Raw genomic sequence first — 24030 nt, 5'->3', positions numbered from 1 at the left:
AGCTGTAAGCTGTAAGCTGTAAGCTGTAAGCTGTAAGCTGTAAGCTCGATGTGGCCTCTTAGTTAAATGGATATAACGGCCCCCTCCTAAGGGGCAGTTGCAGGTTCGATTCCTGCAGGGGCTACCAATAAAATCAATGAGTTACATCTGCCATTATTTATCTTGCAGTTTCTGTGTAGCATATATGTAGCTAGCTATGATAGATTCTGCAGCAATATTCACGCAATCTTAAGTTACAATAGTTCTTAAATTACGGTAATAGATTTTTAAACTGATTATTTATTATAAACTTGAAAAAGCCATAATTGGTCAGTTTTTTTTCCTTAATTTCAGCACGCATCTTAGTAATATCTTTATCTATATAAGCAAGAATAAAGGGTTCAAATTTGATTAAATGACTATGAAGTAGGTTAATGCGCAAGTTTTTTACATTTTCATTAGAATGCCCATTAATATCACATTCCCCAATTTTGAATAATTCAATTGTAGTTTTTGCTTGCTCATAAAAATAACCATCTTTATGTTTAGGAGCAAGCTCTAGCACTTTCCTTCCACTCTCCATTTGCCTCAAAATTACCACAAAAAGCTCTAATAGCTTATCTAAAATCGGGTTTACTATTAAAGGGCGTTCATTAATAATTTCTGCATTATTTTTTGCACGAATGCTGGTATCCCCAAAAAGAGGAAATTCACATCCTTTATAGATATTATTACATTCTGAACACATTAAAATATAATTCTCAGGAGTGAGCATCAGAAAACTATAATACTTCTGAGGTCTATAATGGTCCACTGTAGCCTTTATTTCTGTTATTCTGCTGTTACTACTGCCACTTAATCTAGTTAATAACTCCTCATCCTTTAGTGAGCATTCACATATAGGACATTTATGATTTGTTAACTTTAAATGAATGTCTTTAAATTCAGACCACTTTTTTATTTTTGAGCTTTTATTGAATTTTTCTAATGCATCTGGATATTCTTCATGAACATATAATTTAGACATATCTATCATTTAAATATCTCCAAATTCACTTAGAAATTCTTCCATTTCTTCGTCAGTAGCTTTCTCATAAGTATCTAACTCAATTTTCTTTTCCACTTTTAAGAATTTTAGAAACTGAAAATACTTTTTATTATATATAATATCGCCAGCTAAACTTTCCTCTAATGTTGATTTTAAAGTTTTAATTTCATTTTTTTCATCATATGTAAGGTTATCTTCATTTAATTTTAATTCAGTGAACCTTTTAATGTCTTTCTGCATTTTATTACCAATTAATGATGAAAGCTGGAAGTGATCAAGTAGTATAGATGAAATGTCAAGGTATTTAGTGCCTCTAGAGCGCTTTTGAACTTTTTCATTATTTAATTCTATTATACCAATTTCATCTTGTTCTCTATTTAATAAAATTAGCGGATTGTGTGTAGCAATTATAATTTGTATGTTTGGGTTTAACTCTTTTATTTTATCAATAAAAACTGCCTGCCATTCTACATGCAAAGATGTTTCTGGTTCATCCATAAGTAATATGAACGGAGAGTTTTTTTGTAAAATAACAGTTAAAAATATTATTAAGAGTTGTTTTTCACCAGAAGATAAGTCAGTTATTTTTATATTATATGTTTCTTCTTTATTTTCAATTTCAAACATTATGGGAGCAGACTCATGATCAAATACTATTGATTTTCCAGTTTTATCAAAAAAGCTATCAATTATAGTCGTGAACTTGAGTAGTGGAGCATTGATTTCTTCGGTTACTTTATTAATTTCAGATGTGATTTTTTGTAAGTTTATAAAATCTTCACTTGTAGAAGAATCAAGGTTCTTTATCATAGAATCCCTTACCTTCATTTTTTCGCCAACTCTTTTGTTGACAGCTTGAACCAAGTTTCTTTGGAACTCTCCAAATTTTGCCATTAATTGTTGTAATTGTTTATCTAAACTAAGAACTTCTCCTGATTTTTGTTCATCTTTATTGTCAAATGTATTCACCATTTTAACATTTATATTTATAGGTGATTTACTATGACTTATTACTGATTCTTGGGTTTCACCGTTATCAAAAGTCTTGAGAAGCGTTAATTCGATGTATGGGGAGTTAAAACTTTCAAGCACCTCTTTATCATTTTGAAGGCAAGCATAGATTAGCTTTAAAACTGTTGACTTACCGCAACCATTTTTACCAATCAATATACTTGTGTCATCTCCCAACGTCCATTCTAGGTTTTTATAACCAAATATTTTTTTAATAGACAGGTGTGTGATTTCTGTTTTTATTGCCGTTTTAAGTTCTAGAGCCCCTGCAGTTATTAATAGCTTCTTAATATCTTCTTTGAATGAATTAAAAGCTTCTTCATTTTCTTCTGATGGTAAAAATACATTAAGTATTTGCCCTGATATAAAATCTTGACGTTCCTTATTAGAGCCAACGCCTCTTTTTTCAAAAGCTTGCTGCCATAAATGTTCCTTGTGAATGATAAGATTGAAAAAGATATAATTAATCAATTCTTGAGAGAATTTTTGTTTAATTATATTTTGACTATCTAATACTTCAGAAGATAAATCATTTCTTTGCAAAAAATGACTTATCTCTCGCATAATAGACATTAATATCCAGCTCACTGGCTTTAAGTGTTTATATTCGACTTCGAAGTTATAAAGTCTCCTCGATAGTGCCTTTATTACGGTCCAATGTTCACAGTTTATTTGGCTTTGAATGTTTTTTACTAAATCTTTATTACTAAAATCTTTAAGCAGCAAATCAAAATCATACTCCAAAGGGACGGTGTTAGTCTCGCTTGATTTATTAATGCTTCTTAATAGGTTTTGAATTGATTTCTTAGAGTCATCATTAATATTTCTATCATTAAGAGCATTTAATTTGTAGGTATCTTTGTTTTCAACCGTGAATTCAATTTGATCTTTTTTTAATGCATTACGTAGATTATTTAAACTTCGCCTAAAGTATGCATTTTGGTCAGACTGTTCGAGTTTATCTACTTTAGAAAATACTAACCGAAGCTTTTTCTCGTATCCATTTAAAAAAATACCTTCAATTGCCCCATGACCACCAGCTGCAAATGGATCATTTGCATCGTCAACCAATACAACATTATTGCAGTAGTTAAAATAATCATAATGTCTGGCTGAAAGTGTATCTCTTTTTTCACCTAACGAATGTCCAATCCCCTCACCGTCAATAAGTACAAATTCAAAATCTTCGCTTAACCAGTTAGCTAATAAATCTCCTTCAATACGAATGTATTCAGCTAGGATAGAGATAGAGCCAAAATCATGGCTGAGGAGCTTCTTACATTTTATGATAAATTCATCTTTGCTTTCTATATTTTCTATGATTATAGGCTCATCACTGAATAACTTGTGATCCTTCCCACAAGCTAGTTTAAAGCTTTCTTCTATCTCATTTAATATTTCTTCAGTTATTTTATTTATAGATTTCTTAATCTCACTCTCAGATAATAAAGTCTCATCATTTAAGTTTTTACCCTCTATAGCAGGTAGTATTCTATGAATGACTTCATGAGCTATTGTCGAGAATGTTTTATTCTTAACCATCTGGTTGAGCTTAAAGCGCTCATCTGGAGACTGCTCTAATTCATATATAACATCTTCAACTTCACAGTTACCTTGCTTAGCTTTTAAAATTGCACTTTGAATTAACTCTTCAATTGCAATTTCAACGTCTTTCTTTTGCTTAAGAATTATAGTTGCTTTGAAAGGTCTGTCTTTTTGAATAACATACTCAGTTGGTGCTACAGTAGTTCTTCGATGAGATGTAACTGGGAATTCATATTTTTTTGTGTCAATTATATGTTGTACTAAAGATGTCTTTCCTGCTCCTGTGCAACCAATCAGGTAGATTTTTTTTATATTTGGTGGTGTGCCTAAAATATCTTGTAGTTGTTTAAAGCTTCTCATGGTTACACTCTTCCTGTGGTGCTGATTCAATACTTTATTGATTTGATCTTAATATTAATTTTTTAAGATGTCACTTAGTTTGAAAAATATGCTCTTTGTCATAAGGCTAACATTGGATAATATTTCCTATATTTACAATTCAGCTTCGTTAATGAAAATATGTACTTTTTTGTTTAGCTCAGTATAGTTATTTACAGAACTCCAAGTAAGAGCCTTTTTGCCATTTTGCCAATGGTAAGATAAAGGCTATTTTTGCTTAATCTGGTTTTTGATATGAGCTAAAGCTTAGTTAAGAGCTTTAGCTATTTGAAAAGTCGTGCTTAACTGCAATTTTATCTAAAAGTGATAGCTTTAGCTAACTCGCTTCAGCTCTAGGTTATGCTTTTTCTACTTTCCATGAGTAGTGCCTTGTGATTATGGCTTTACCAGCTATGAGTTCACCATTGTAATAGCTTTGCAAGCACTCGCCAGTTTCTTCTCATTTATAAAATCTTTTCTAATTACAAATAATAAAGCGAGTAACATAAATTTACTCGCTTTATTATTTTGATAGCTGATAGCTGATAGCTGATAGCTGATAGCTGATAGCTGATAGCTGATAGCTGATAGCTGATAGCTGATAGCTGATAGCTGATAGCTGATAGCTAGTTAGCTAGTTCTTAACCATCACTGGTAATCGTAGCAATCAGCTCGCTCAATACTTGCTCAGCTTTGCCTGTTTCTACTTGGCAAGTGCCGGCATTTAAATGGCCGCCGCCGCCGTATTTAAGGCATAACTCGCCAACATTAGTATTTGAGCTGCGATTGGTGATTGATTTACCAATGGCGTACACCACATTTTGCTTTTTAAGCCCCCACATTTTATGAATTGAAATATTACACTCGGGGAACATGGCATAAATAACAAAGCGATTAGTGGCGAATATGGTTTCTTCTTCGGTTAAATTGAGTACCACTAAGTTGTCGTGTATTGATGAACAGCGGTCTATTTGCTCTTTAGCTTGTGCGTTGTGCTCGTGGTATAACGCAACACGCTCGGCAACATCTTCCATAGCTAGTATTTGTTCTATGCTGTGATCTTTACAGGCGTCAATTAACTTCATCATTAACTGGTAATTAGAAATTTTGAATTCACGAAAACGGCCAAGTCCTGTGCGCGCATCCATAATAAAGTTCATCAGTACCCAGTCTGTTGGGTTTAAAATTTCGTCTTTTGAAAATTGTGCAGAATCCCCTTTATCGACCGCTTCCATCATGTCAGTTGAAATATTAGGGAATTTCTCTGCACCGCCATAATAGTCGTATACAACGCGTGCTGCAGAGGGCGCATCTGGGTCAATAATGTGGTTTTTTATATCGCTTGCGTTACGAACGGTTTCACTCAAGTGATGATCAAATGCAATATGACAACCGGCAACATAGGGGAGGTTAGTGGTAATGTCGTTGCTGGTAATGGCTATTTTACCGTCTTGCATGTCTTTTGGATGCACAAATAAAATATCGTCGATTAAGTCTAAATCTTTAAGTAATACGGCACACACTAGGCCGTCAAAATCGCTTCGAGTGACAAGTCTATATTTATTATTGCTCATTTTCGGTCCATTTTTGTTTGTTTATTAATCTGAGTGTAGCAGTTTAAACTCCATTTTATATACCAGTTTTTAACATAAAAAAAGCCAAAACAATGGTTTTGGCTTTGAGTAGCAAGTGTGTATTAGTGATGTGTTATGCGCCTGGGCCACATTCCATACAATGGTTAAGAATGTCTGGGCCAAATTTTAATTTAGCGTTTAAATCACGCAGTGCAGTGCGTAGACCTTCTTCAATAACAGGGTGATAAAAAGGCATATCTAGCATTTGCGGTACAGTCATTTTGTTTTGTACAGCCCATGCAAGTAAGTGTGCTATGTGCTCTGCTTGTGGGCCAATAAATTCAGCACCTAAAAATAAGCCGGTACCGTGCTCGGCATATACGCGCATGTGCCCTTTGTTTTTTAGCATAACGCGGCTACGGCCTTGGTTTTCAAAGCTAACTTCGCCTATCTCAAAGCAATCACAACTTCCTAAACGTTGGCTAATTTCTTTAAAGCTTTCACCAACCATGGCAATTTGTGGGTCGCTGAAAACGGCAGCTATTTTAGCGCGGCGTAAGCCTGCGCGCACACTTGGATAACGGCCTGCGTTTTGTCCGGCAATTGTCCCTTGATCGGATGCTTCGTGAAGCAGCGGCAGCATGTTACTGGCATCACCAGCTATAAATATGTGTGAGTCGCCACATTGCATAGTATGGGCATCGGCCGTTGGTACGCCACGTTCATCAAGCTCTATGCCGGTGTTTTCTAACCCTAGCTTATCGGTGTTTGGTACTCGCCCAGTTGCAGCCAGTACATAGTCAAACTGCTCAGTATGTTTAACACCTTGCTTGTCGGTATAGGTTAGCTCTGCTTTATTACCTACTTTTTTCATGTCTGATACGTTTGAGTCGGTATCAACATAAAACTCTTCTGCAAATACAGTGTTAGCGTAATCTTTAACCACGGGATCGGTTAATGGGCCTATGGCACCACCTACGCCAAATAGTTTTACCTTTACACCCAATCTGTGTAACGCTTGGCCAATTTCAAGGCCTATAACGCCAGGGCCAAATACGGCCACTGATTCTGGTAAATCATCCCAGTCGAATACATCGTCATTTATAATCAGTCGGTCGCCAAAGTTATTAAATACGCCTGGGTAAGAAGGGCGTGAACCCGTTGCAATTACAAAGCGTTTGGCAGTAATAATGGTGTGGTCGTCTATTTGTACGCGGTTGGCGTCTAAAAATTGTGCATAGCCACGAATTTTATCTTCGCTAGGTATTTCATCTACCGCTTCTACTACGAATCCTGCAAAGCGATCGCGTTCACTTTTTACTCGTGCCATAACGGCTTTACCGTCAATAACCGGTTTTGAGCTGTGAACACCAAAGGCAGGGGCCATTACTATTGAATGGGCGGCTTCTGCTGCGGCAATCAATAATTTACTTGGCATGCAACCAACACGTGCGCAGGTTGTACCGTATGGGCCAGATTCAATCATAAGTACGTTTTGAGTAAATTGTTTAGCATTACGATAGGCACTTAAACCAGCGGTACCTGCACCTATAACAACAACGTCGGTTTGCAATTCTTTCATAGTGTTTTTCCTTTAGTAAACAGGGGCGTTGCAGCCCCTGTTTTATTTACTTAATTAAGCAAAGTATTTTTCTAGGTCGTCTGAGCCACCAATGTGCTTACCGCCAATAAATACTTGTGGCACGGTTTCACGGCCCGATACCGCTTTAAGGCTGGTAAGTGATGCGCCAGCGCCCATTACGATTTCTTCAAATGCAAAGCCTTTAGCTGTAAGTAGCTCTTTTGCTTTTTTACAGAAAGGACAGCCAGGCTTAGTAAATAGAGTAACTGCTTCTGGTTTTACTTGAGTTGGGTTGATGTAATCAAGCATAGTGTCAGCGTCTGATACTTCAAATGGGTCGCCTGGTAAATCTGGCTCAATAAACATTTTCTCTACTACGCCATCTTTAACCAGCATAGAGTATCTCCAGCTGCGTTTGCCAAAACCTAAATCGTTTTTATCAACTAACATGCCCATGCCGTCGGTAAATTCACCGTTACCATCTGGTAGTAAGGTAATGTTTTGCGCTTCTTGATGTTCAGCCCATGCGTTCATTACAAACGTATCGTTTACTGATACACAAACAATGTCATCAACGCCATTTTGCTTAAGTACGCCAGCTAGTTCGTTATAGCGTGGTAAGTGCGTTGATGAACACGTAGGTGTAAATGCACCTGGTAGTGAAAATACAACAACCGTTTTACCTTTAAAAATGTCGTCTGTAGTCACTGATTTCCATTCGTCGTTTTGACGCGTCGCGAATGTTACGTTTGGGATTGTTTGACCTTCAATATTGTTTAACATGTTTTTTAGTTCCTCTTGATTTGTTGATAGCCATTATGGCGAGTATTTAAATATAGTTCCAATCGTTTGTTTGTATTAAACTGATAGATGTAAACTATCAGGTTGAGTGTGAATATGAACTTAAAAGATTTAGAGTATGTCAAAGCGGTTGCCCACTATAAGCATTTTCGTAAAGCGGCCGATGCCTGTTTTGTAAGCCAGCCTACCTTAAGCGGGCAAATTAAAAAGCTTGAGCAAGAATTGGGTGTTATTATTTTTGATCGCTCTACCAAGCACGTTACCTTAACTGCCAAAGGTGAACGTTTATTGACACAAATAGCTGTCGTTTTAGAGCAAACACAAATATTAAAAGAGCTGGCAGCAACATCTAATGAACCACTGCAGGGCAAGCTTACCATTGGTATTATTCCAACGATTGCGCCTTATTTATTACCTACGCTACTAACATCAATGAAAGCAGCGTTTATAAATAGCCAGTTTTCGTTTATTGAAATGCAAACAACCACTATTTTAGCTGCGCTAGAAAGTGGTGAAGTCGACTTTGCAATTTTAGCGGATGTACCTGAACTTAAAAGTTACCATACCATTGATTTATATAAAGAAGACTTTTTAGTTGCCGTATCAAGCGATAACGCATTGTGTAAGCATAAAAAAGTGGCACTGCAAGACCTGCAAGGTTGCAACCTATTAATGTTAAGTGATGGCCATTGCTTTAAAGATCAAGCCCAGCAGTTTTGTTTTTCGGCAGGAGTCGATGTTTCCAGCCAGTATCAAGGAAATAGCCTTGAGACTTTATTAGCGCTGGTGGCGATGGATGATGGAATTACATTTGTGCCAAAACTTGCAGCAATACCACGAGTGGGTATTCATTATTTGCCTATTTTTCCTAATCAACAACGTAATATTGTGTTTGCATGCAGAAAGCATTACCCGCACTTATCTGGGGTTGAGCAATTGGCTCAGTGGTTAAGCGCCCACTCTAATTTAAAGACTAAACTAAGCGAGGCGCTTTAGCATTTTACATGCGGCTATTGCTCGGCAATCTCTACAATGTCATTAATTTGTACGCCTGGCAAAGGCTGATCATTAATACTAACGGCAATAGCGCTGTGCTGATAAAGCTGCTCAATTCGTATACGGTTAAGTGTAGTGATGGTATGCGGCATAGTGTTGCCTTGTGCGTCGGTTAAATAATTATGATGGGCAATACTCAGTTGTTGGCCTTTTTCTAAGCCATGAGCCTTACCTAAATTAATCACTAATTTATTGTTTTCCATATGCATTATTTTACCTTGAGTAGGTAGACAGGCCATGGCAGCTTGTAGGTCGTAACTTAAGGTTTGGTTTATATCACTAATGCTTTGGCCAAAAGGTGATTGCCAAAACCGATTACTATTTACATCAATAATGGCTGTTTTTTCAAATGGCCAAATTGCTTGGCTTTGATAGCTATTTTGCCATAAAGGCTCATAAGTGGTGCCATTAAATAAGCTAAACTCTATTTGGTAGTGGCGCTGATAGCTTTCATCTTGCCAAAACGCATAATCGCTATTGAGTTTATCGCTGGTAGATAAACTGGTTATTTGACTTAACAGCACATATTGCGCGTTGCTGCGTGATGAAATTTCTTCTAACTGACTGTTTGAATAGTCATGCTGCTGATTAAAGTAGGTATCAACCTTTATAGCTTTGTTGAAATAGGCAACGGGTATTGCACTCATTTTTGATTTTTGCAACGAGGTATAAATGTTTTTACTGACTGCTTTGTTAATGTCAAATATTTGACCCATTCTCGCTTGTTCACGATTTGTTAATTGGCTTTGCGTGACGGCTATAAACTTATTAAAGTTACTTTGTGGACATTGCTCTGTTTGCGCAAAGATATCTAAGCGTAAGGTAATTGCAAACTCATCACTACTGCGGTTTTCACTGACAAGCTCTATTTTTTGAATTTCGCCTTGGCTACTTATTTTTAGCTGATCTTGGGTTAAAACACCATCAACAAGCGTTTGCACCGAGCTCACCCGCGCACCAGAGAATACAAGGGCTTGGGTAATCGCATCTTTTATTGCAGCGGCCTTTGCACCGGGAATGTCGCTATTTTGAATAACCGCATGGCCTGTAGACTCATACCACTGAGCGTGGGTAAAAGGTGAAAACGTTAATACAGCAGTGGTGCTTAATCCTGCCAATACTGCTTTTAAAAACGACTTCATACTCTTACTCCAATTAAACGTTAGCGTTAATGAGTCTCAGCAAGTAATGTACCACTATTATTTGTTGTTACAGAATATATGTATCACTGGCATTAAACGTGCATAACTGAGTTTAATTAGTTTTTAAAGGGCCTGTATGATGCGAGTAATGCCATTAATGATCACATTAGGCTGCTTAACGTTAAGCGGTTGTAGCAATATATTTGATAAGCACGTTGAATATAAATATGTTGAGCCAAATAATTACCCTGTATTAAAAGCAATAGGGTACGCGCCCATTAGTTTGCAGTCGGGAAGTAATGACACTCAAAAACAGCTTATGGCAATTAAAGCCTCTAAGCTAGAAGCATACCGCGAACTAACGGAACAAGTGTACGGGCAAAAAATTACCGCAGGCACAACCGTCGCAGGCTCTGTTGCCCAAGATGATTATTTACAGAGTAAAGTGCAAGGTATTATAAAAGGCGCGCAAATTATAAAAACTTATGCCGTTAATGATATGTATATTACTGAGCTTGAGCTTAATATGAAGCGCGTACACGACTTGTACATCGGTGAGATAAAACCACGGGAAGTGAAAAAAGTCACTTATTACTAAGCGACAAGTTATTACTCATAAAAAACGCCTAAACGAATAATCGTTTAGGCGTTTTTTTATGAGTATTCTTTAGGCTTTTAGGTTACGCACAATACTGTTGTCAGTATTAACTACGCTACCGGCTTGATCGTAGGTCATAGACGAAGGTGCGCCAATTAAAATACCCTTTAATTGCTTTACACTTAACTGCGCTTGATGCGCTGCATGAGCGTTAACTTCATTTTGTTTTTGACACTGCTCAAGCTTTTCTCGAGTTAGCTTTATTAAGTCAGCGTTTTCATCTGTTTGCTGATCATTACTGGCAATAAGTTTGCTAAGTTCTTTATCAAGGGTGCTTACACTGGTTAAAAAAGACATTTTTTGTTGGGCAATTTCTTTTAAACCTTCACCTCTTCGAGATGCAATCGCAGTAAGCTCCTGAGTGAGTAACTCGCTCAGTTTTGTTAAGCAAGTAATTTGCTCATTTAGTTTAATTGTAATTAAACTATTGTGATCAGCCATAAACGTTAAACTCAAAGTCTGCTAGATTTTTGGCAAGCTTCTCACTGTCGATTTGATAATTACCTTCAGTAATCGCTTTTTTAAGCTCAGCAACTTTGTTGCTATCAAAACCAGAAGACTGCTGCGCTTTCTCTTGTAACGATTTTAATTGCTTAGCTTGCGGTGTTAAGCTCACCGAATCGCTGGCAGCTTTAGGTGAAGGCGTTTGTGCCGCCTGTGTATTTGCATTATCTCTTTTTAAATCAACTTTTTGCTGTTGAGTGTTTGTTAAAACACTCGGTTGTTGATTTGATTTATTTACTTGACCGACCATAATAAAAATCCGTATATTGCCCAACTGATGCCTTTATATCGGCATTTATTAAAGATACTTTAGCATAAATTTATATTAAATATTTACTTGCACAGACTCTACACCATCTACACGCGCATTTAAAACTTTACCTGTCTTTTTGTTTTCTACTCTTACTTGCTCGCCCAAGGTGCCATCCTCTAATGCAATACCCGTCGTTTTTACTCTTAACCCTTTGATATTAGCATAAATTGTAACAGAATCACCTTTGCACACCATACATATTTGATTTAGTAAAACGGGCATTCCTTCACGGATGTTGCGTTTGCTACGACTACCAATAAGAGCCGTTGGATCTTCAAGGTACTGCGCTCTGATAAAGTGTGCAGGGCGCATATCAATACTTAAATGGGATGGAGTAATCACTTCACCTCGTGCTAAATTGGTAGTTGCAACTACAACAGGTGCTGATTCAGTGATTCTGACATGAACGTACTGTGCCCAGTTGTCACTATCGTTACATTTTATTTGAATAGTGACTTGGCGATTAAAGGGAGGCTCACTTGGCGTTATTAGCTCAGGCTCAGAATTACATTGGCGATCGGGAATGCGGCTATCTAGCGGTAATGCGCTAAACTGTATTTTGTTATCATTTGTAGTCACTGCTTTTTGAGCAACATAAGATACAGCCATTTCTTGCAATAACTCTTTACTAAATACTTGTGCCTTTAGTGGCAAAGCGAAGCAGAGGCTAGCAAGAAAATAAAAAACACTGTATCTTCTGGTTTTTTTTAACAAACTCATAATGTTTCGACTATGCTTATGGTTGCAAACAGGGTATAAATATTTTGCGTCAGAATTTAGACGCCCCCGTTGTGTTATGACGCTTTATTAATTGAAAGCAATTATCGTTCCTTATATTTGTTTTCTTAGGAGATTTAAATGGCAGGTATTTTAGACTCAGTAAACCAACGTACACAGTTGGTTGGGCAAAACCGCTTGGAATTATTGTTATTTAAGCTTAATGGGCGTCAGCGCTTTGGTATTAATGTGTTCAAGGTAAGAGAAGTTCTTCAATGCCCTCCATTGACTAGCATGCCGAAATCTAACACTTATATCCGTGGCGTAGCACATATTCGTGGGCAAACTATTTCGGTAATTGACTTATCTATGGCTGTAGGTGGGCGCCCAATAAAAAGCATAGAAGATGGCTTTATAATAATTGCTGAGTATAACCGTACAGTGCAAGGATTCTTAGTGGGTGGTGTTGAACGTATAGTTAACATGAACTGGGAAAAAATAATGCCACCGCCGTCAGGAGCGGGTCGTTATTCTTATTTAACAGCCGTCACTGAAATTGAAAATGAGCTCGTTGAGATACTCGACGTAGAAAAAATCTTAAACGAAATCTGCCCAGTTAATACTACCGTGAGCGATGATGTTGCCTCGCAAGGTAATATACAAAAAGATTTAGGCGAGAGAATAGTATTTATTGCTGATGATTCGGCTGTTGCGCGAAATCAAGTAAAACGAGCATTGGAACCATTAGGTGTAACAACTGAGTTGGCTAAAAATGGTAAAGAAGCTTTAATAAGATTAAAAGAAATTGCAGAGCTCGATTGCGTAAATGATATTACAGAGCGAGTAGGGCTACTCATTTCTGATGTAGAAATGCCAGAAATGGATGGTTACACGCTGACTGCAGAAATCAAAGCTAATCCTAAACTTGCGCCACTACATGTGATTTTACACACATCATTGAGTGGTGTTTTCAATCAAGCGATGATTGAAAAAGTAGGAGCAGATGATTTTATTGCAAAATTTAACCCAGACGAGCTTGCAACAGCCGTTAATAAATGGGTTCATCGTGATTAATAAACATAGGTGTTATTGATTTGACTAATAAAGATTTGCAGCAAAACGAATACGATCAATTTCGCTTATTTTTAGAACAACAGTGCGGTATTGTTTTAGGTGAAAATAAGCAGTATTTAGTAAAGAGCCGTTTGGCACCATTAATGTCTCGATTTAATGTTGAATCGTTGTCTGAATTGGTAAGTAAAACTCTCGGTGTGCATGAGCGCCAGTTGCGCGCAGCCGTTGTTGATGCCATGACAACCAATGAGACATTGTGGTTTAGAGATCAGTATCCGTTTGAGTTACTTAAAACCAGATTATTCCCTGAGTTTAAAACGTTAAACAGGCCATTAAAAATATGGTCTGCGGCGAGCTCATCAGGACAAGAACCCTACTCAATAGCGATGTCGGTTGCTGAGTTTCAATCCAGCAGCCCTGGTGTTTTAAAAATGGGTGCACAAATAATTGGTACAGATATATCAAATACCATGCTTGATATGTGTAAACATGCTGAATATGATGCATTGGCATTGGCTCGCGGACTCTCTGCTGAACGTCGTAAAAAGTTTTTTAAAGACAGCGGCAATGGTATGGCACAAGTGGTTGATTCATTGAAAAAGCAAGTGAGCTTTAGGCATTTAAATTTGCTCGATTCGTACGCTTTAATGGGTAAGTTCGATATTATATTTTGCCGTAATGTTTTAATTTACTTTTCACCTGAGGTGAAAGCCAAAATAATTGCACAATTCTCTCAAGCACTTAACCCTAAGGGGTATTTATTTTTAGGTGCGTCGGAGTCTATGTCTGGTTTAAGTACTGACTTTGATATGGTGCGTTGTAACCCTGGTATCATTTATCAAAAGAAATGACCTTCATTAATATATTATCCCTCCTCTAAACGACGCCTATTGCGTCGTTTTTTGTTTTTATCATCACTATTTTCACTGCTGGCTCATTTATTGCTTTATCGGTACTGAGTCAATTTTTTGGAGGTAGTTATGGCTATCAGTTTTGATAAAGCATTAGGCGTGCATCCGCATGCGATGTTGATCCGTTCGCAAAGAGCAGAAATGCTCGCTACTAATATCGCAAATGCTGATACGCCCGGCTATAAAGCAAAAGATATCGACTTTGCCTCAGCATTAAAAACGGCAAAGTCCAACCAACTAAGCGGCAATACCATGGTAAGAACCAATGAAAAACACATTGCCGGTGGTACCCGTAGTGTAGGTAGTAATGAACTATTTCGTACGCCAAATCAAACAGATACAGGTGATGGCAACTCTGTTGATATACAAGTGGAACGGAACTTGTATACACAGAATGCTATGGAGTATCAGGCCAGTGTCCAGTTTCTTAATGGTAAATTTAAAGGCCTGAAAAAAGCCCTCGGTAGTCAAGGAGCCTAATTATGAGTTTATATAATGTGTTTGATATTGCTGGTTCTGGTATGAGCGCGCAAAACGTGCGATTAAATACCACGGCAAGTAATATCTCTAATGCCAATACAATTAGCTCTTCACAAAATGAGACGTACCGAGCGCGACAACCTGTATTTGCTGCGGAGCTAACAAAAGCGTCAGCGTCAGCAAGCAACCCACAGGGCTCTGCCGTTGGTGTAAAAGTGTTAGGAGTGGTTGAAAGTAATAAACCACTACAAATCGAATATAACCCAAATCACCCGAGTGCGGATGAAAATGGATATATTTACAAACCCAACGTGAATGTTGTTGAGGAGATGGCAAATATGATTTCTGCTTCTCGCTCTTATCAGACAAATGTTCAAGTTGCTGATGCAGCTAAGCAAATGTTAAGTAAAACACTGCTGTTAGGTCAGCGGTAACTGAGGGTAGCTCATGAGTAACGATATTAGTACTTCTTCATCCTACATGGACTCTTTACGTTGGCAAGATAAGCAAGTGCCAAAAAAAGAAGAGAGTGACGCGTTAACCCAAGAAGATTTCTTTTCGTTGTTAACACAGCAGTTGTCATATCAAGATCCCAGCAAACCAGCTGATAACGATCAGATGATTGCACAAATGACAAACTTTACTATGGCTGAAGGGATCTCAAATTTAAACTCTAACTTTGAGTCTTTAGCTGCGTCGATGACATCAAATTCAGCATTGCAAGCATCAACACTGGTTGGTAAGCAAGCGCTGCTGGAGTCTGACACACTTGAGCTTAATGAGTCGGGTGAGGTAAAGGGAGCGATTGTTGCTGAAAAGCCGGTAGACAATTTAACGCTTCGTATTGAAGATGCATCAGGGCAATTAGTTAAAACTATTGATTTAGGCACGCAGCCTGCAGGTGCGGTTCGCTTTGCATGGGATGGTAAAAACGAAGCGGGTGAACGACTTCCTCCTGGTGAATACAATGTTAAAGCTGAAGGCAGTACGGATGGCGAATTCTCTAGCTTACCAATTGCCTCATTCAAAAATATTGAGAGTGTTAATATTAATGGCTCAAGCGGCATTATTATTAATACCAAAGAAGGTGCGGTTAGGCTGACTGATGTCGCAGAAATCGCGTAATAGATTTTATGTATTTTTTAGCCAATAGGCTAAATATTTTTTAGGTTAGAGGTTAATTATGAGCTTCAATATTGCATTAACAGGCCTTGCTGCCGCACAAAAAGATTTAGATGTTACCGCCAATAATATTGCCAACGTAAATACCACGGGCTTTAAAGAGTCTCGCGCTGAATTTGCTGATGTATACGCATCATCAGTATTTAGCGCCGGTAAAACGAAAAATGGTGATGGTGTACAAACCACTATGGTTGCCCAGCAGTTTCATCAGGGCTCGCTGCAGTTTACTAATAATTCACTGGATTTAGCGATCACAGGTGAGGGGTATTTTGCTACCAGTCAAGACTTAGGCGCACAAGACTTTACCTACACGCGTGCGGGTGCATTTAAGCTTAATAAAGATAACTTTGTTGTAGATGCTAAAGGTAATTTTTTACAAAGCTTCCCAGTTGATGAAGTTAGTGGTGATACGACCTCTGTAAGTCTTAGTACTTCATCTGCTTTACAAATACCAGATTCTTCGGGCTCTCCGCGCTCTACTTCAAACGTTTATACATCATTTAACGTCGATTCTCGAGAAGATGTAATAGCTGTCCCTTTTGATGCAACAGACAGTACTACTTATAACTCTTCGACATCGACCACAATGTATGACTCACTTGGTGAGCCACATGTTCTACAATTCTTTTTTGTAAAAACAGCGCCTAATGAATGGCAAGTACATGGTACGCTTGATAAAACTCCCTTTGATGCAACTGGTGCCGCGACAGCAACACCAAGCCCGCTAAGTACCTTTGGGTTTGATGCTAGCGGTTTGCCTGCAACGACTAATGGTGCTCCAAATGTTGGTCCAACCTTTACTGATGTTAATTTAACCGGAGCTAATTTATCGGGTATTTTATCTAATGGCGCCCAATTTGATGATATTGCGATTAATTGGCGCGATGAGGCCGGTACTGCAAATAGAACGCCTACTCAATATGCGAGTCGCTTTGAGGTGAAAGCACTAGAGCAAGATGGTGCGACAGTAGGTCGCTTAGCGGGTATTGATATTGGTACAGATGGAAAAGTTGTTGCATCTTACAGTAATGGTGATTCAACTTACTTAGGTCAAGTTGCCATGGTGCGCTTTTCAAACTCACAAGGTTTGCAGCAAGTAGGTGACACTTCATGGAAAAAAAGTTTGACCTCGGGGGAACCAATTGCGGGTGAGCCAGGTTCAGGCACACTAGGCAACATTAATTCGTCAGCTCTTGAGCAGTCTAACGTAAACTTAACCAATGAGCTGGTTGATTTGATTAGTGCGCAGCGTAACTTCCAAGCAAACTCTCGTGCGCTTGAGGTTAACTCAACTATTCAACAGAACATCCTTCAGATCAGATAATCATATTTTGATTTACTAAGGCTGCTTAGTGCAGCCTTTTTTATTCCTCTCCTAAAATCTTATTCACACTTAAATTTAATTTGGCACTTATATTGCATTTACTCATACATAGATTTCTTAATGAGTCGATGTTATGGATAAAATGGTCTACATAGCGGCATCTGGCGCTAAACAAAGCATGCAAGGGCTTGCTCTTAAAGCCAATAATTTGGCAAATGCGAATACCACTGGGTTTAAATCTGATTTTGCGCAAGCACGGTCAATGCAGGCTTTCGGTGAAGGTTTGCCGACTCGTGTTTTTGCTATGCAGGAGCGCCCAGGATCTAACATGACATCGGGCGGTGTTGTCGAAACAGGTCGCAGCCTTGATATTGCTATGAGTGATAATGCATGGCTGAGTGTTCAGGATGCCTCCGGTAATGAAGCCTATACAAAAGTGGGTTCGTTAAATATAACGGCTGAAGGAATGTTGACTACCAGCGACGGTCGTCAAGTTATTGGCGAAGGTGGGCCAGTCATATTACCTGTACCGATTGAAAAAATTGAATTTAGCAAAGATGGCACTATTCAAGTTCGCCCTCAAGGTGCACCGGCTAACTTTTTAGAAGAAGTTGATCGGCTAAAAGTAGTTGATGCAAACAACGCTACACTCGAGAAGGGGAACGATGGCTTATTTAGAGCTAAATCAGGCCAAATAGTCGAAACATCAGCCAATGTACAAGTATTAGGTGGCACATTAGAAAAATCGAATGTAAATCCTGTGCATGAAATGGTCGATATGATCAGTCATCAACGCCAATTTGAATTACAAGTAAAACTGATGAAAACAGCTGAAGAGATTGACGAACGTCAAGAACAGCTGATGCGCATCGTTTAACTATAACGTGAGGATATTATTATGAATCCAGCATTATGGATAAGTAAAACAGGGCTTGACGCTCAACAAACAGATATATCGGTTATATCAAATAACTTAGCGAATGCCAGTACAGTGGGTTACAAAAAAAGCCGCGCTATTTTTGAAGACTTACTCTATCAAAATATTAATCAACCAGGCGGTCGCTCATCGCAAGACACCGAAATGCCGTCGGGCTTAATGCTGGGCGCGGGTACGAAAGTGGTCGCTAATCAGAAAAACTTTTCCCAAGGTAACATGCTCACCACTGAAAATTCATTAGATTGGATGATTTCTGGTCCTGGATTTTTTGAGGTTTTACAGCCTGATGGCAATATTGCCTATTCGCGTAACGGCCAGTTTACCACCGACGGTGAGGGGCGAGTTGTAACTTCGGGTGCCGGTTACGTTGTTCAGCCTGAAATGAATGTGCCTGATGATGCACAGTCAATCACCGTATCTCAAGATGGTGAAGTGTCAGTTCGCATTAAAGGTCAAGCCGAAAACGTGGTTATTGGTCAAATTACTATTAGTGATTTTATCAATCCGTCGGGCCTTGAGCCTATAGGGCAAAACCTTTATACCGAAACTGCAGTAAGTGGTGCACCTGTTCAAGGTAACCCGGGGGTTGAGGGCTTAGGTACAATTATTCAAGGTTCACTTGAAACATCAAATGTAAATGTGACCGAAGAGTTGGTTAATTTGATTGAAACTCAGCGAGTTTACGAAATGAACTCAAAGGTAATTTCAGCGGTTGATGAAATGATGAGCTACATCAATCAACAATTATAGTCTTGGGGGATTGTATGCGTAATATCATGTTATTTGCAGTAGGGACTTTACTGTTAAGCGGTTGTGTATCTACACAAAATAATGAAGTAGTGCAGGACGATCCCTACTATGCACCTATGTATCCTGAGCCTAATATGGAGCCAGTGGTAGCAACTGGCTCTTTATTCAGTACTCAGTTATCGAATGACTTATATGCCGATAAGAAAGCACTTAGAACAGGCGATATCATTACGGTTAAATTGCAAGAGTCAACCCAAGCCACAAAAGCGGCTAAAACAGAAACAGATAAACAAACAGATGCTAGCCTCGATCCTGTTATTGGTTTAGGTGGTTTACCGGTTAATATTGGTGGCGATAGTATTCAATTTGGGGTTGGTAGTGATGCGTCGTTTAAAGGTGACTCAAAATCAAATCAATCAAACAGCCTAGTTGGCGATATTTCGGTTAACGTGATGCGAGTATTACCAAATGGTAATTTAGTGATTCGCGGTGAAAAATGGCTAACGCTAAATACCGGTGAAGAATTTATTCGCTTAGAGGGGTTAGTGCGTCCACAAGATGTTAATGCTGATAATACCGTTGAGTCTAATCGTATTGCGAATGCGCGTATTCAGTATTCAGGTAAGGGTCAAACTCAAGAGGCACAAAGCCCGGGTTGGTTAACGCGTTTCTTTAGTAGCTCATTGTTTCCCTTTTAGAGGACATTCAACATGAATGGTTTTAAAGTTTTTTGTTTTATGGTGCTACTAGGCTGGCAATTAACTGCCAGTGCTGAGCGAATTAAAGATGTGTCTATGGTTGAAGGGGTGCGCTCAAACCAATTAGTGGGCTATGGGTTGGTTGTTGGTTTACCTGGTACCGGTGAGCAAAGCCGTTTTACCGAGCAAAGCTTCAAAGGTATGCTTAATAGTTTTGGTATTACGTTACCAACAAGCCTAAAGCCAAAAATTAAAAATGTTGCCGCAGTCGCGGTTCATGCAGAACTTCCCCCATTTAGAAAACCAGGGCAAACCATCGATATTACCGTTTCATCAATTGGTAGTGCGGGAAGTTTGCGTGGCGGTACGTTATTACAAACATTTTTAAAAGGGGTTGATGGCAATGTATACGCTATTGCACAAGGCAGCTTAATTGTTGGTGGCTTAGGTGCTGAAGGCCTAGATGGCAGCCGAGTCGTTATTAATACGCCAACCGTAGGGCGCGTGCCAAACGGTGCCACTGTTGAACGTGCCGTTAAAAGCCCATTTATGCAAAACGATTATATAACCTTTAATTTAAATCGTCCGGACTTTACAACCGCAAAACGTTTAGAGAAAACCATTAATGATTTAATCGGCCCAAATAGCGCACAAGCACTCGATGCCGCCTCTATTCGGGTAGTTGCTCCACGAGATGCTTCACAGCGCGTATCGTATTTATCAACTCTTGAAAACTTAGAGTTTAAGCCTGCGGATACTTCGGCTAAAATAATTGTTAACTCGCGTACCGGCACTATAGTTATTGGCAAAAATGTTAAATTACAACCTGCTGCTATCACCCATGGTGGCCTTACTGTGACCATTGCTGAGCAACAAAATGTGGCGCAGCCAAATCCTCTAGCAGAGGGTGAAACAGTGGTTACCCAGCAAAGTATTATTGACGTTAATCAGGATGATTCACGTGCTTTTGTATTTGACCCAGGTGTGAGTCTTGATGATTTAGTTCGCGCAATTAATGAAGTTGGCGCTGCTCCAGGTGATTTGATGGCTATTCTTGAAGCACTTAAAGAAGCCGGCGCCATTAATGGTCAGCTTGTTGTAATTTAGTTTTATAAGACCCTATTTAGGGTCTTTAACATTTAACCTAAAAAAGACGCGGCATAAAGCCGCTGCTACCACAGCAATAAACACTGAATTTAACCCTACACAATAAGTAGTAGCGAGTTTACCTCGCGTCTCTCACTTAGTTTAATCTCTGCCTAGAACCTAGAACCTAGAACCTAGAACCTAGAACCTTTCACTTCGCTTGGCTCAATTATTGCATGGCATTAAGTATTATTAATTATTGTGTCAAAAAGCTGATGGAAACAAATCATCTAGATAAACAAAACTTTTTTGATTTAGGCAACTTAGACTCTTTGCGTCGAGATGCTTTAAACAGCGGTGATGCATCAACCGATGCATCTAAAGCGGCGTTAAAAAAAGCGGCGGCACAATTTGAAGCTATCTTCACCCAAATGCTACTTAAAAGTATGCGTAAAGCCAATGAGGCTTTTGAAGACAAAGAAAGCCCATTTAATGCAAGTGGCGTGAAGTTTTTTGAAGAAATGCACGACCAACAGATGGCTACAGAGCTTTCATCAAATGGCTCTTTAGGTCTTGCAGATTTAATTGTGCAGCAACTATCGCCAGATGGAAAAAACTTTATGCCAGGCTCTGTTCTTCGTACAACGTCAGATTTCTTTAGTGACCAACGTGCGGGTAGCACCTTACCTCATCAAGAAAACCAAAAGGTCACTGAAAAAGTGCCGCTCGTTGATTCAACTGAAAAAAGCGAACAAAACATAGCGTCTGGCACATTTGAAAATGCTGAGGAATTTGTAAGTACAGTGTGGGAGCATGCAAAAACAGCGGCTAAGAAAATTGGTTTAAATCCGGCGGTTATGGTTGCGCAAGCAGCATTAGAGACTGGTTGGGGTAAACATATTATCAGTAAAGGTGATGGCAATAGCTCAAATAATTTATTCAATATAAAGTCAGATAAAAGTTGGCAGGGCGAAAAAGCCAGTAAGGTCACTTTAGAGTTTGAGCAAGGCGCTGCAGTTAAAAAGCAAGCAAGCTTTAGAGCGTATGACTCAATAAAAGATAGCGTGAATGATTTTGTGGATTTTTTAACGCAGAACCCTCGCTATCAAGATGCATTAAACAATACAGCAAAACCGCACAAATTTTTAGACTCTTTACAGCAAGCCGGTTATGCAACCGACCCTAACTATGCAGACAAAATAAAAAGAGTGCTTAACAGTAACGAGTTAAAGAATATCGCCACAAGCGTTATCCGCCAAGGAGTAGAGTAACATGTCGTTTAATTTATTAAACATTGCTAATTCAGGAATAAGAGCAAACTCTGAGTTATTGCAAACGACAAGTAAAAACATCGCAAACGTTAATACTGAAGGGTATGTACGAGAGCGCACTGAATTTACTACTATGATTGATAATCAGGTGGGCCGCGGTCAAACGTACCGGTTATTAAATGAGTTTGCACAAAAGCAATTAAACCGAGATACCTCAAATAAAAGCTTTTTTGATCAATTTGTTAGCGAGGCGAGTCGGGTTGATCAAATTTTTTCAGAAAAATCAAACAGCTTATCAACTAGTATCAACTCGATGTTTAACAACGTACAAGAAGCACTTAACCAACCTTCATCTACGGTTGCTCGTTCATTAGTGATGAGTGATGCGCAAAATCTGATTGATCAAATGGACCGGCTTGCAGGTATTGTTTCAGAGCAAAAAGCAGTGGTTAATGAGCAATTAGAAATATTTTCTGAAGAGGCGAATACGTTAATCGAAAGTATTAGTTCGTTAAATCAAGAAATTGCGGGTGTTCATGGCACTAAAAACGAAGCAGATGCTAGCTCAGCTTACAATGAGCGTGATAAAGCAATACGTGATTTATCAAAACTAATTGATATAGAAACACTCGATGGCCCTAATGGTGAAAAACAAGTATTTATGGGCACAGGTGAAGCGGTTGTTATGCAAAATGGTTCATTTAACTTATTTTCGATTAGTGGCGATCCCGATGCCAATTTTAAAGAGTTACGCTTAGATGTAAATGGTGGCCAAGCCGTTCCACTAGAAATAGATCCCACTAAACTCAAAGGTAAAATTGGTGGCTTATTGGCATTTAGAGACGATATTTTGGTGCCTGCACAAAATCAAATAGGTCAGATGGGCATTGCGCTTGCTGATTCGTTTAATCAGCAAAACCGTTTAGGAATGGATGCAAACGGTGAGCTTGGAGGCGATATTTTTGATATCCCAACGGTCAGTGCTTTTGTTTATCAAGCAAATACCGGAACAGCTAATATGTCAGCAACCGTTGAAGCTGGTAAAGGCAGTGAACTACCAGCGAGTGATTTTGTGATCACCTATACGGGGAACCCTAACGAAGTAAGTATTCAGCCAATAGATAATAAAGGCGAGCCTTTAGGCAGTGCATCGTTAGCTGTTATTCCACCGAGTGGCATTATTGACTCTGCGGCAATCACCAGCGGGGAGTCGTTTGGTTTAGAGCTAAACGTAACCGGAGCCGGTAATGCCGGTGACCAATTTCAGGTAAAACTTAATAGTGTCGCGGCAGGCAATATATCGCTGACAACAGGTCGGGGAGAAGACATTGCATTGGCCTCTCCAATTAGAACAGCAGACGGGCTTGATAATACAGGCACTGGGACTATTTCACCGGGTGATGTGAGCGATGTAACTACCGGCAGTTTTACAAACCCTTTAGGCTTAGCAAATGGTCCTATTAACATTGTTAAAACTGCTAATGCTAACGAATATCAACTTACTGATGGTAATGGTACAACCACGTTTACGGTTACACCGCCTGCTAACAATATTTTGGCGCAAGCGGGGCCTCCTTATGATGGCTATGGTTTTGACTTTAATATTGAAGGGGTACCGGCTACAGGTGATACCTTTAATTTAGAATTTAATGAAGGCGGTTTTGATGATAACCGTAATGGTCAAAAACTCGCTGACTTACAAAATAGCGACTTAGTACGTCAAAATGTGGTAGCAAGTGCCTCAGCCGATAATCATAAAACCTTGAACCAGGCCTATGCTGGATTAGTAACCGATGTTGGTGTAGTAACCAGTCAAGCAAAAACCAACGGGGCGGCATTTGATGCTTTAGCACAGCAATCAGAAGCCTGGTATGAATCGTTATCCGGCGTAAATTTAGATGAAGAGGCAGCTAATTTGCTGCGTTTTCAGCAATCTTATGCTGCATCGGCTCAAGTACTGTCTGCAGCACGTTCTATTTTTGACACTTTACTGAGTGCGGCGAGGTAAT

23 protein-coding genes and 1 tRNA gene are annotated in these 24030 nt (G+C 39.0%); 15 read left to right on the top strand and 9 right to left on the bottom strand.

Going from position 1 to position 24030, the window contains the following annotated elements; translation table 11 throughout:
• Positions 1–52 precede the first annotated feature (52 nt).
• Positions 53–127: transfer RNA gene (locus tag AAGD16_RS11400), tRNA-Arg, on the top strand.
• Between the two features lie 123 nt (positions 128–250).
• Here AAGD16_RS11400 and AAGD16_RS11395 read toward each other — a convergent pair.
• The 5 genes from AAGD16_RS11395 to AAGD16_RS11375 form a co-directional block, all read right to left on the bottom strand.
• The gene (locus AAGD16_RS11395) at positions 251–1015 is read right to left on the bottom strand and encodes a hypothetical protein (RefSeq protein ID WP_377111821.1); all 765 of its coding nucleotides are present in this window, start codon (positions 1013–1015) and stop codon (positions 251–253) included.
• Complete coding sequence (locus AAGD16_RS11390; RefSeq protein ID WP_377111818.1) at positions 1016–3943, bottom strand: AAA family ATPase; 2928 nt, start codon at positions 3941–3943, stop codon at positions 1016–1018.
• A gap of 659 nt (positions 3944–4602) precedes the next feature.
• On the bottom strand, positions 4603–5535 hold the full coding sequence (locus AAGD16_RS11385; RefSeq protein ID WP_377111815.1) for an exopolyphosphatase: 933 nt from the start codon (positions 5533–5535) through the stop codon (positions 4603–4605).
• A gap of 133 nt (positions 5536–5668) precedes the next feature.
• On the bottom strand, positions 5669–7117 hold the full coding sequence (locus tag AAGD16_RS11380; protein ID WP_036953615.1) for a dihydrolipoyl dehydrogenase: 1449 nt from the start codon (positions 7115–7117) through the stop codon (positions 5669–5671).
• Positions 7118–7171: 54 nt separating this feature from the next.
• Positions 7172–7900 (bottom strand): glutathione peroxidase, encoded by a 729-nt coding sequence (locus tag AAGD16_RS11375; RefSeq protein WP_008466566.1) that lies wholly within the window; start codon positions 7898–7900, stop codon positions 7172–7174.
• A 114-nt stretch (positions 7901–8014) separates the two neighbouring features.
• Between AAGD16_RS11375 and AAGD16_RS11370 the strand changes: the two genes are divergently transcribed.
• Positions 8015–8914 (top strand): LysR substrate-binding domain-containing protein, encoded by a 900-nt coding sequence (locus AAGD16_RS11370; protein WP_377111810.1) that lies wholly within the window; start codon positions 8015–8017, stop codon positions 8912–8914.
• A 14-nt stretch (positions 8915–8928) separates the two neighbouring features.
• Here AAGD16_RS11370 and AAGD16_RS11365 read toward each other — a convergent pair whose 3' ends face one another.
• The gene (locus tag AAGD16_RS11365) at positions 8929–10116 is read right to left on the bottom strand and encodes a flagellar assembly protein T N-terminal domain-containing protein (RefSeq protein WP_013465600.1); all 1188 of its coding nucleotides are present in this window, start codon (positions 10114–10116) and stop codon (positions 8929–8931) included.
• Between the two features lie 139 nt (positions 10117–10255).
• Here AAGD16_RS11365 and AAGD16_RS11360 point away from each other — a divergent pair, with 139 nt between their 5' ends.
• On the top strand, positions 10256–10714 hold the full coding sequence (locus tag AAGD16_RS11360; RefSeq protein ID WP_010387855.1) for an LPP20 family lipoprotein: 459 nt from the start codon (positions 10256–10258) through the stop codon (positions 10712–10714).
• 69 nt (positions 10715–10783) lie between these two features.
• On the opposite strand, the gene flgN is transcribed toward AAGD16_RS11360, so the two are convergent.
• The 3 genes from flgN to flgA all read right to left on the bottom strand — a co-directional run bounded on the left by flgN (position 10784) and on the right by flgA (position 12311).
• The gene (gene flgN, locus AAGD16_RS11355) at positions 10784–11215 is read right to left on the bottom strand and encodes a flagellar export chaperone FlgN (RefSeq protein WP_128583555.1); all 432 of its coding nucleotides are present in this window, start codon (positions 11213–11215) and stop codon (positions 10784–10786) included.
• Entirely contained in the window at positions 11208–11528 is a 321-nt protein-coding gene (gene flgM, locus AAGD16_RS11350) for a flagellar biosynthesis anti-sigma factor FlgM (RefSeq protein WP_013465598.1), read from the bottom strand. Before flgM ends, flgN begins: the two co-directional genes overlap by 8 nt.
• A gap of 75 nt (positions 11529–11603) precedes the next feature.
• Complete coding sequence (gene flgA, locus AAGD16_RS11345; RefSeq protein ID WP_016899218.1) at positions 11604–12311, bottom strand: flagellar basal body P-ring formation chaperone FlgA; 708 nt, start codon at positions 12309–12311, stop codon at positions 11604–11606.
• Positions 12312–12449: 138 nt separating this feature from the next.
• On the opposite strand from flgA, the gene AAGD16_RS11340 reads away from it, so the two are divergent.
• The 12 genes from AAGD16_RS11340 (at position 12450) to flgK (ending at position 24029) form a co-directional block, all read left to right on the top strand.
• Positions 12450–13382 (top strand): chemotaxis protein, encoded by a 933-nt coding sequence (locus tag AAGD16_RS11340; protein WP_013465596.1) that lies wholly within the window; start codon positions 12450–12452, stop codon positions 13380–13382.
• 20 nt (positions 13383–13402) lie between these two features.
• Positions 13403–14233, top strand: coding sequence for a protein-glutamate O-methyltransferase CheR (locus AAGD16_RS11335; protein WP_013465595.1), 831 nt, complete (start codon positions 13403–13405; stop codon positions 14231–14233).
• A gap of 129 nt (positions 14234–14362) precedes the next feature.
• Positions 14363–14773, top strand: coding sequence for a flagellar basal body rod protein FlgB (flgB, locus tag AAGD16_RS11330; RefSeq protein WP_013465594.1), 411 nt, complete (start codon positions 14363–14365; stop codon positions 14771–14773).
• 2 nt (positions 14774–14775) lie between these two features.
• Positions 14776–15207 (top strand): flagellar basal body rod protein FlgC, encoded by a 432-nt coding sequence (flgC, locus tag AAGD16_RS11325; RefSeq protein WP_013465593.1) that lies wholly within the window; start codon positions 14776–14778, stop codon positions 15205–15207.
• A 13-nt stretch (positions 15208–15220) separates the two neighbouring features.
• A complete protein-coding gene (locus AAGD16_RS11320; RefSeq protein ID WP_013465592.1) occupies positions 15221–15898 on the top strand; it encodes a flagellar hook assembly protein FlgD in 678 nt (225 codons plus the stop codon).
• A gap of 58 nt (positions 15899–15956) precedes the next feature.
• Entirely contained in the window at positions 15957–17279 is a 1323-nt protein-coding gene (gene flgE, locus AAGD16_RS11315) for a flagellar hook protein FlgE (protein WP_024602010.1), read from the top strand.
• Between the two features lie 133 nt (positions 17280–17412).
• A complete protein-coding gene (locus AAGD16_RS11310; protein ID WP_377111800.1) occupies positions 17413–18156 on the top strand; it encodes a flagellar basal body rod protein FlgF in 744 nt (247 codons plus the stop codon).
• Between the two features lie 21 nt (positions 18157–18177).
• On the top strand, positions 18178–18966 hold the full coding sequence (gene flgG, locus AAGD16_RS11305) for a flagellar basal-body rod protein FlgG (RefSeq protein WP_013465589.1): 789 nt from the start codon (positions 18178–18180) through the stop codon (positions 18964–18966).
• A 14-nt stretch (positions 18967–18980) separates the two neighbouring features.
• Complete coding sequence (gene flgH, locus AAGD16_RS11300) at positions 18981–19664, top strand: flagellar basal body L-ring protein FlgH (RefSeq protein WP_013465588.1); 684 nt, start codon at positions 18981–18983, stop codon at positions 19662–19664.
• A 12-nt stretch (positions 19665–19676) separates the two neighbouring features.
• Positions 19677–20771: a flagellar basal body P-ring protein FlgI gene (locus AAGD16_RS11295; protein ID WP_377111795.1), complete on the top strand. Its 1095-nt coding sequence runs from the start codon at positions 19677–19679 to the stop codon at positions 20769–20771.
• 254 nt (positions 20772–21025) lie between these two features.
• A complete protein-coding gene (gene flgJ, locus AAGD16_RS11290; RefSeq protein ID WP_008113076.1) occupies positions 21026–22021 on the top strand; it encodes a flagellar assembly peptidoglycan hydrolase FlgJ in 996 nt (331 codons plus the stop codon).
• Position 22022: 1 nt separating this feature from the next.
• Positions 22023–24029, top strand: a complete 2007-nt coding sequence (gene flgK / locus AAGD16_RS11285; RefSeq protein WP_377111791.1) for a flagellar hook-associated protein FlgK — start codon at positions 22023–22025, stop codon at positions 24027–24029.
• Position 24030: the final 1 nt, after the last annotated feature.

This window comes from Pseudoalteromonas sp. M58, from assembly GCF_042604605.1.
In the GTDB taxonomy this organism is placed as follows: domain Bacteria; phylum Pseudomonadota; class Gammaproteobacteria; order Enterobacterales; family Alteromonadaceae; genus Pseudoalteromonas; species Pseudoalteromonas tetraodonis.
Note: the sequence above shows the minus strand (reverse complement) of the source record. Positions and strands in the feature narration are given on the sequence as shown.

Excerpts from the sequence above, each read along its gene's own strand:
- AAGD16_RS11390 (WP_377111818.1), bottom strand. The coding sequence starts at position 3,943 with ATGAGAAGCTTTAAACAACTACAAGATATTTTAGGCACACCACCAAAT.
- flgJ (WP_008113076.1), top strand. The coding sequence starts at position 21,026 with ATGGAAACAAATCATCTAGATAAACAAAACTTTTTTGATTTAGGCAAC.
- AAGD16_RS11310 (WP_377111800.1), top strand. The coding sequence starts at position 17,413 with ATGGATAAAATGGTCTACATAGCGGCATCTGGCGCTAAACAAAGCATG.
- AAGD16_RS11370 (WP_377111810.1), top strand. The coding sequence starts at position 8,015 with ATGAACTTAAAAGATTTAGAGTATGTCAAAGCGGTTGCCCACTATAAG.
- flgK (WP_377111791.1), top strand. The coding sequence starts at position 22,023 with ATGTCGTTTAATTTATTAAACATTGCTAATTCAGGAATAAGAGCAAAC.
- AAGD16_RS11395 (WP_377111821.1), bottom strand. The coding sequence starts at position 1,015 with ATGATAGATATGTCTAAATTATATGTTCATGAAGAATATCCAGATGCA.
- AAGD16_RS11340 (WP_013465596.1), top strand. The coding sequence starts at position 12,450 with ATGGCAGGTATTTTAGACTCAGTAAACCAACGTACACAGTTGGTTGGG.
- flgA (WP_016899218.1), bottom strand. The coding sequence starts at position 12,311 with ATGAGTTTGTTAAAAAAAACCAGAAGATACAGTGTTTTTTATTTTCTT.
- flgG (WP_013465589.1), top strand. The coding sequence starts at position 18,178 with ATGAATCCAGCATTATGGATAAGTAAAACAGGGCTTGACGCTCAACAA.
- flgN (WP_128583555.1), bottom strand. The coding sequence starts at position 11,215 with ATGGCTGATCACAATAGTTTAATTACAATTAAACTAAATGAGCAAATT.
- flgE (WP_024602010.1), top strand. The coding sequence starts at position 15,957 with ATGAGCTTCAATATTGCATTAACAGGCCTTGCTGCCGCACAAAAAGAT.
- AAGD16_RS11380 (WP_036953615.1), bottom strand. The coding sequence starts at position 7,117 with ATGAAAGAATTGCAAACCGACGTTGTTGTTATAGGTGCAGGTACCGCT.
- AAGD16_RS11375 (WP_008466566.1), bottom strand. The coding sequence starts at position 7,900 with ATGTTAAACAATATTGAAGGTCAAACAATCCCAAACGTAACATTCGCG.
- AAGD16_RS11320 (WP_013465592.1), top strand. The coding sequence starts at position 15,221 with ATGAGTAACGATATTAGTACTTCTTCATCCTACATGGACTCTTTACGT.
- flgH (WP_013465588.1), top strand. The coding sequence starts at position 18,981 with ATGCGTAATATCATGTTATTTGCAGTAGGGACTTTACTGTTAAGCGGT.
- AAGD16_RS11385 (WP_377111815.1), bottom strand. The coding sequence starts at position 5,535 with ATGAGCAATAATAAATATAGACTTGTCACTCGAAGCGATTTTGACGGC.
- flgC (WP_013465593.1), top strand. The coding sequence starts at position 14,776 with ATGAGTTTATATAATGTGTTTGATATTGCTGGTTCTGGTATGAGCGCG.
- flgM (WP_013465598.1), bottom strand. The coding sequence starts at position 11,528 with ATGGTCGGTCAAGTAAATAAATCAAATCAACAACCGAGTGTTTTAACA.
- AAGD16_RS11295 (WP_377111795.1), top strand. The coding sequence starts at position 19,677 with ATGAATGGTTTTAAAGTTTTTTGTTTTATGGTGCTACTAGGCTGGCAA.
- AAGD16_RS11360 (WP_010387855.1), top strand. The coding sequence starts at position 10,256 with ATGCGAGTAATGCCATTAATGATCACATTAGGCTGCTTAACGTTAAGC.
- AAGD16_RS11365 (WP_013465600.1), bottom strand. The coding sequence starts at position 10,116 with ATGAAGTCGTTTTTAAAAGCAGTATTGGCAGGATTAAGCACCACTGCT.
- flgB (WP_013465594.1), top strand. The coding sequence starts at position 14,363 with ATGGCTATCAGTTTTGATAAAGCATTAGGCGTGCATCCGCATGCGATG.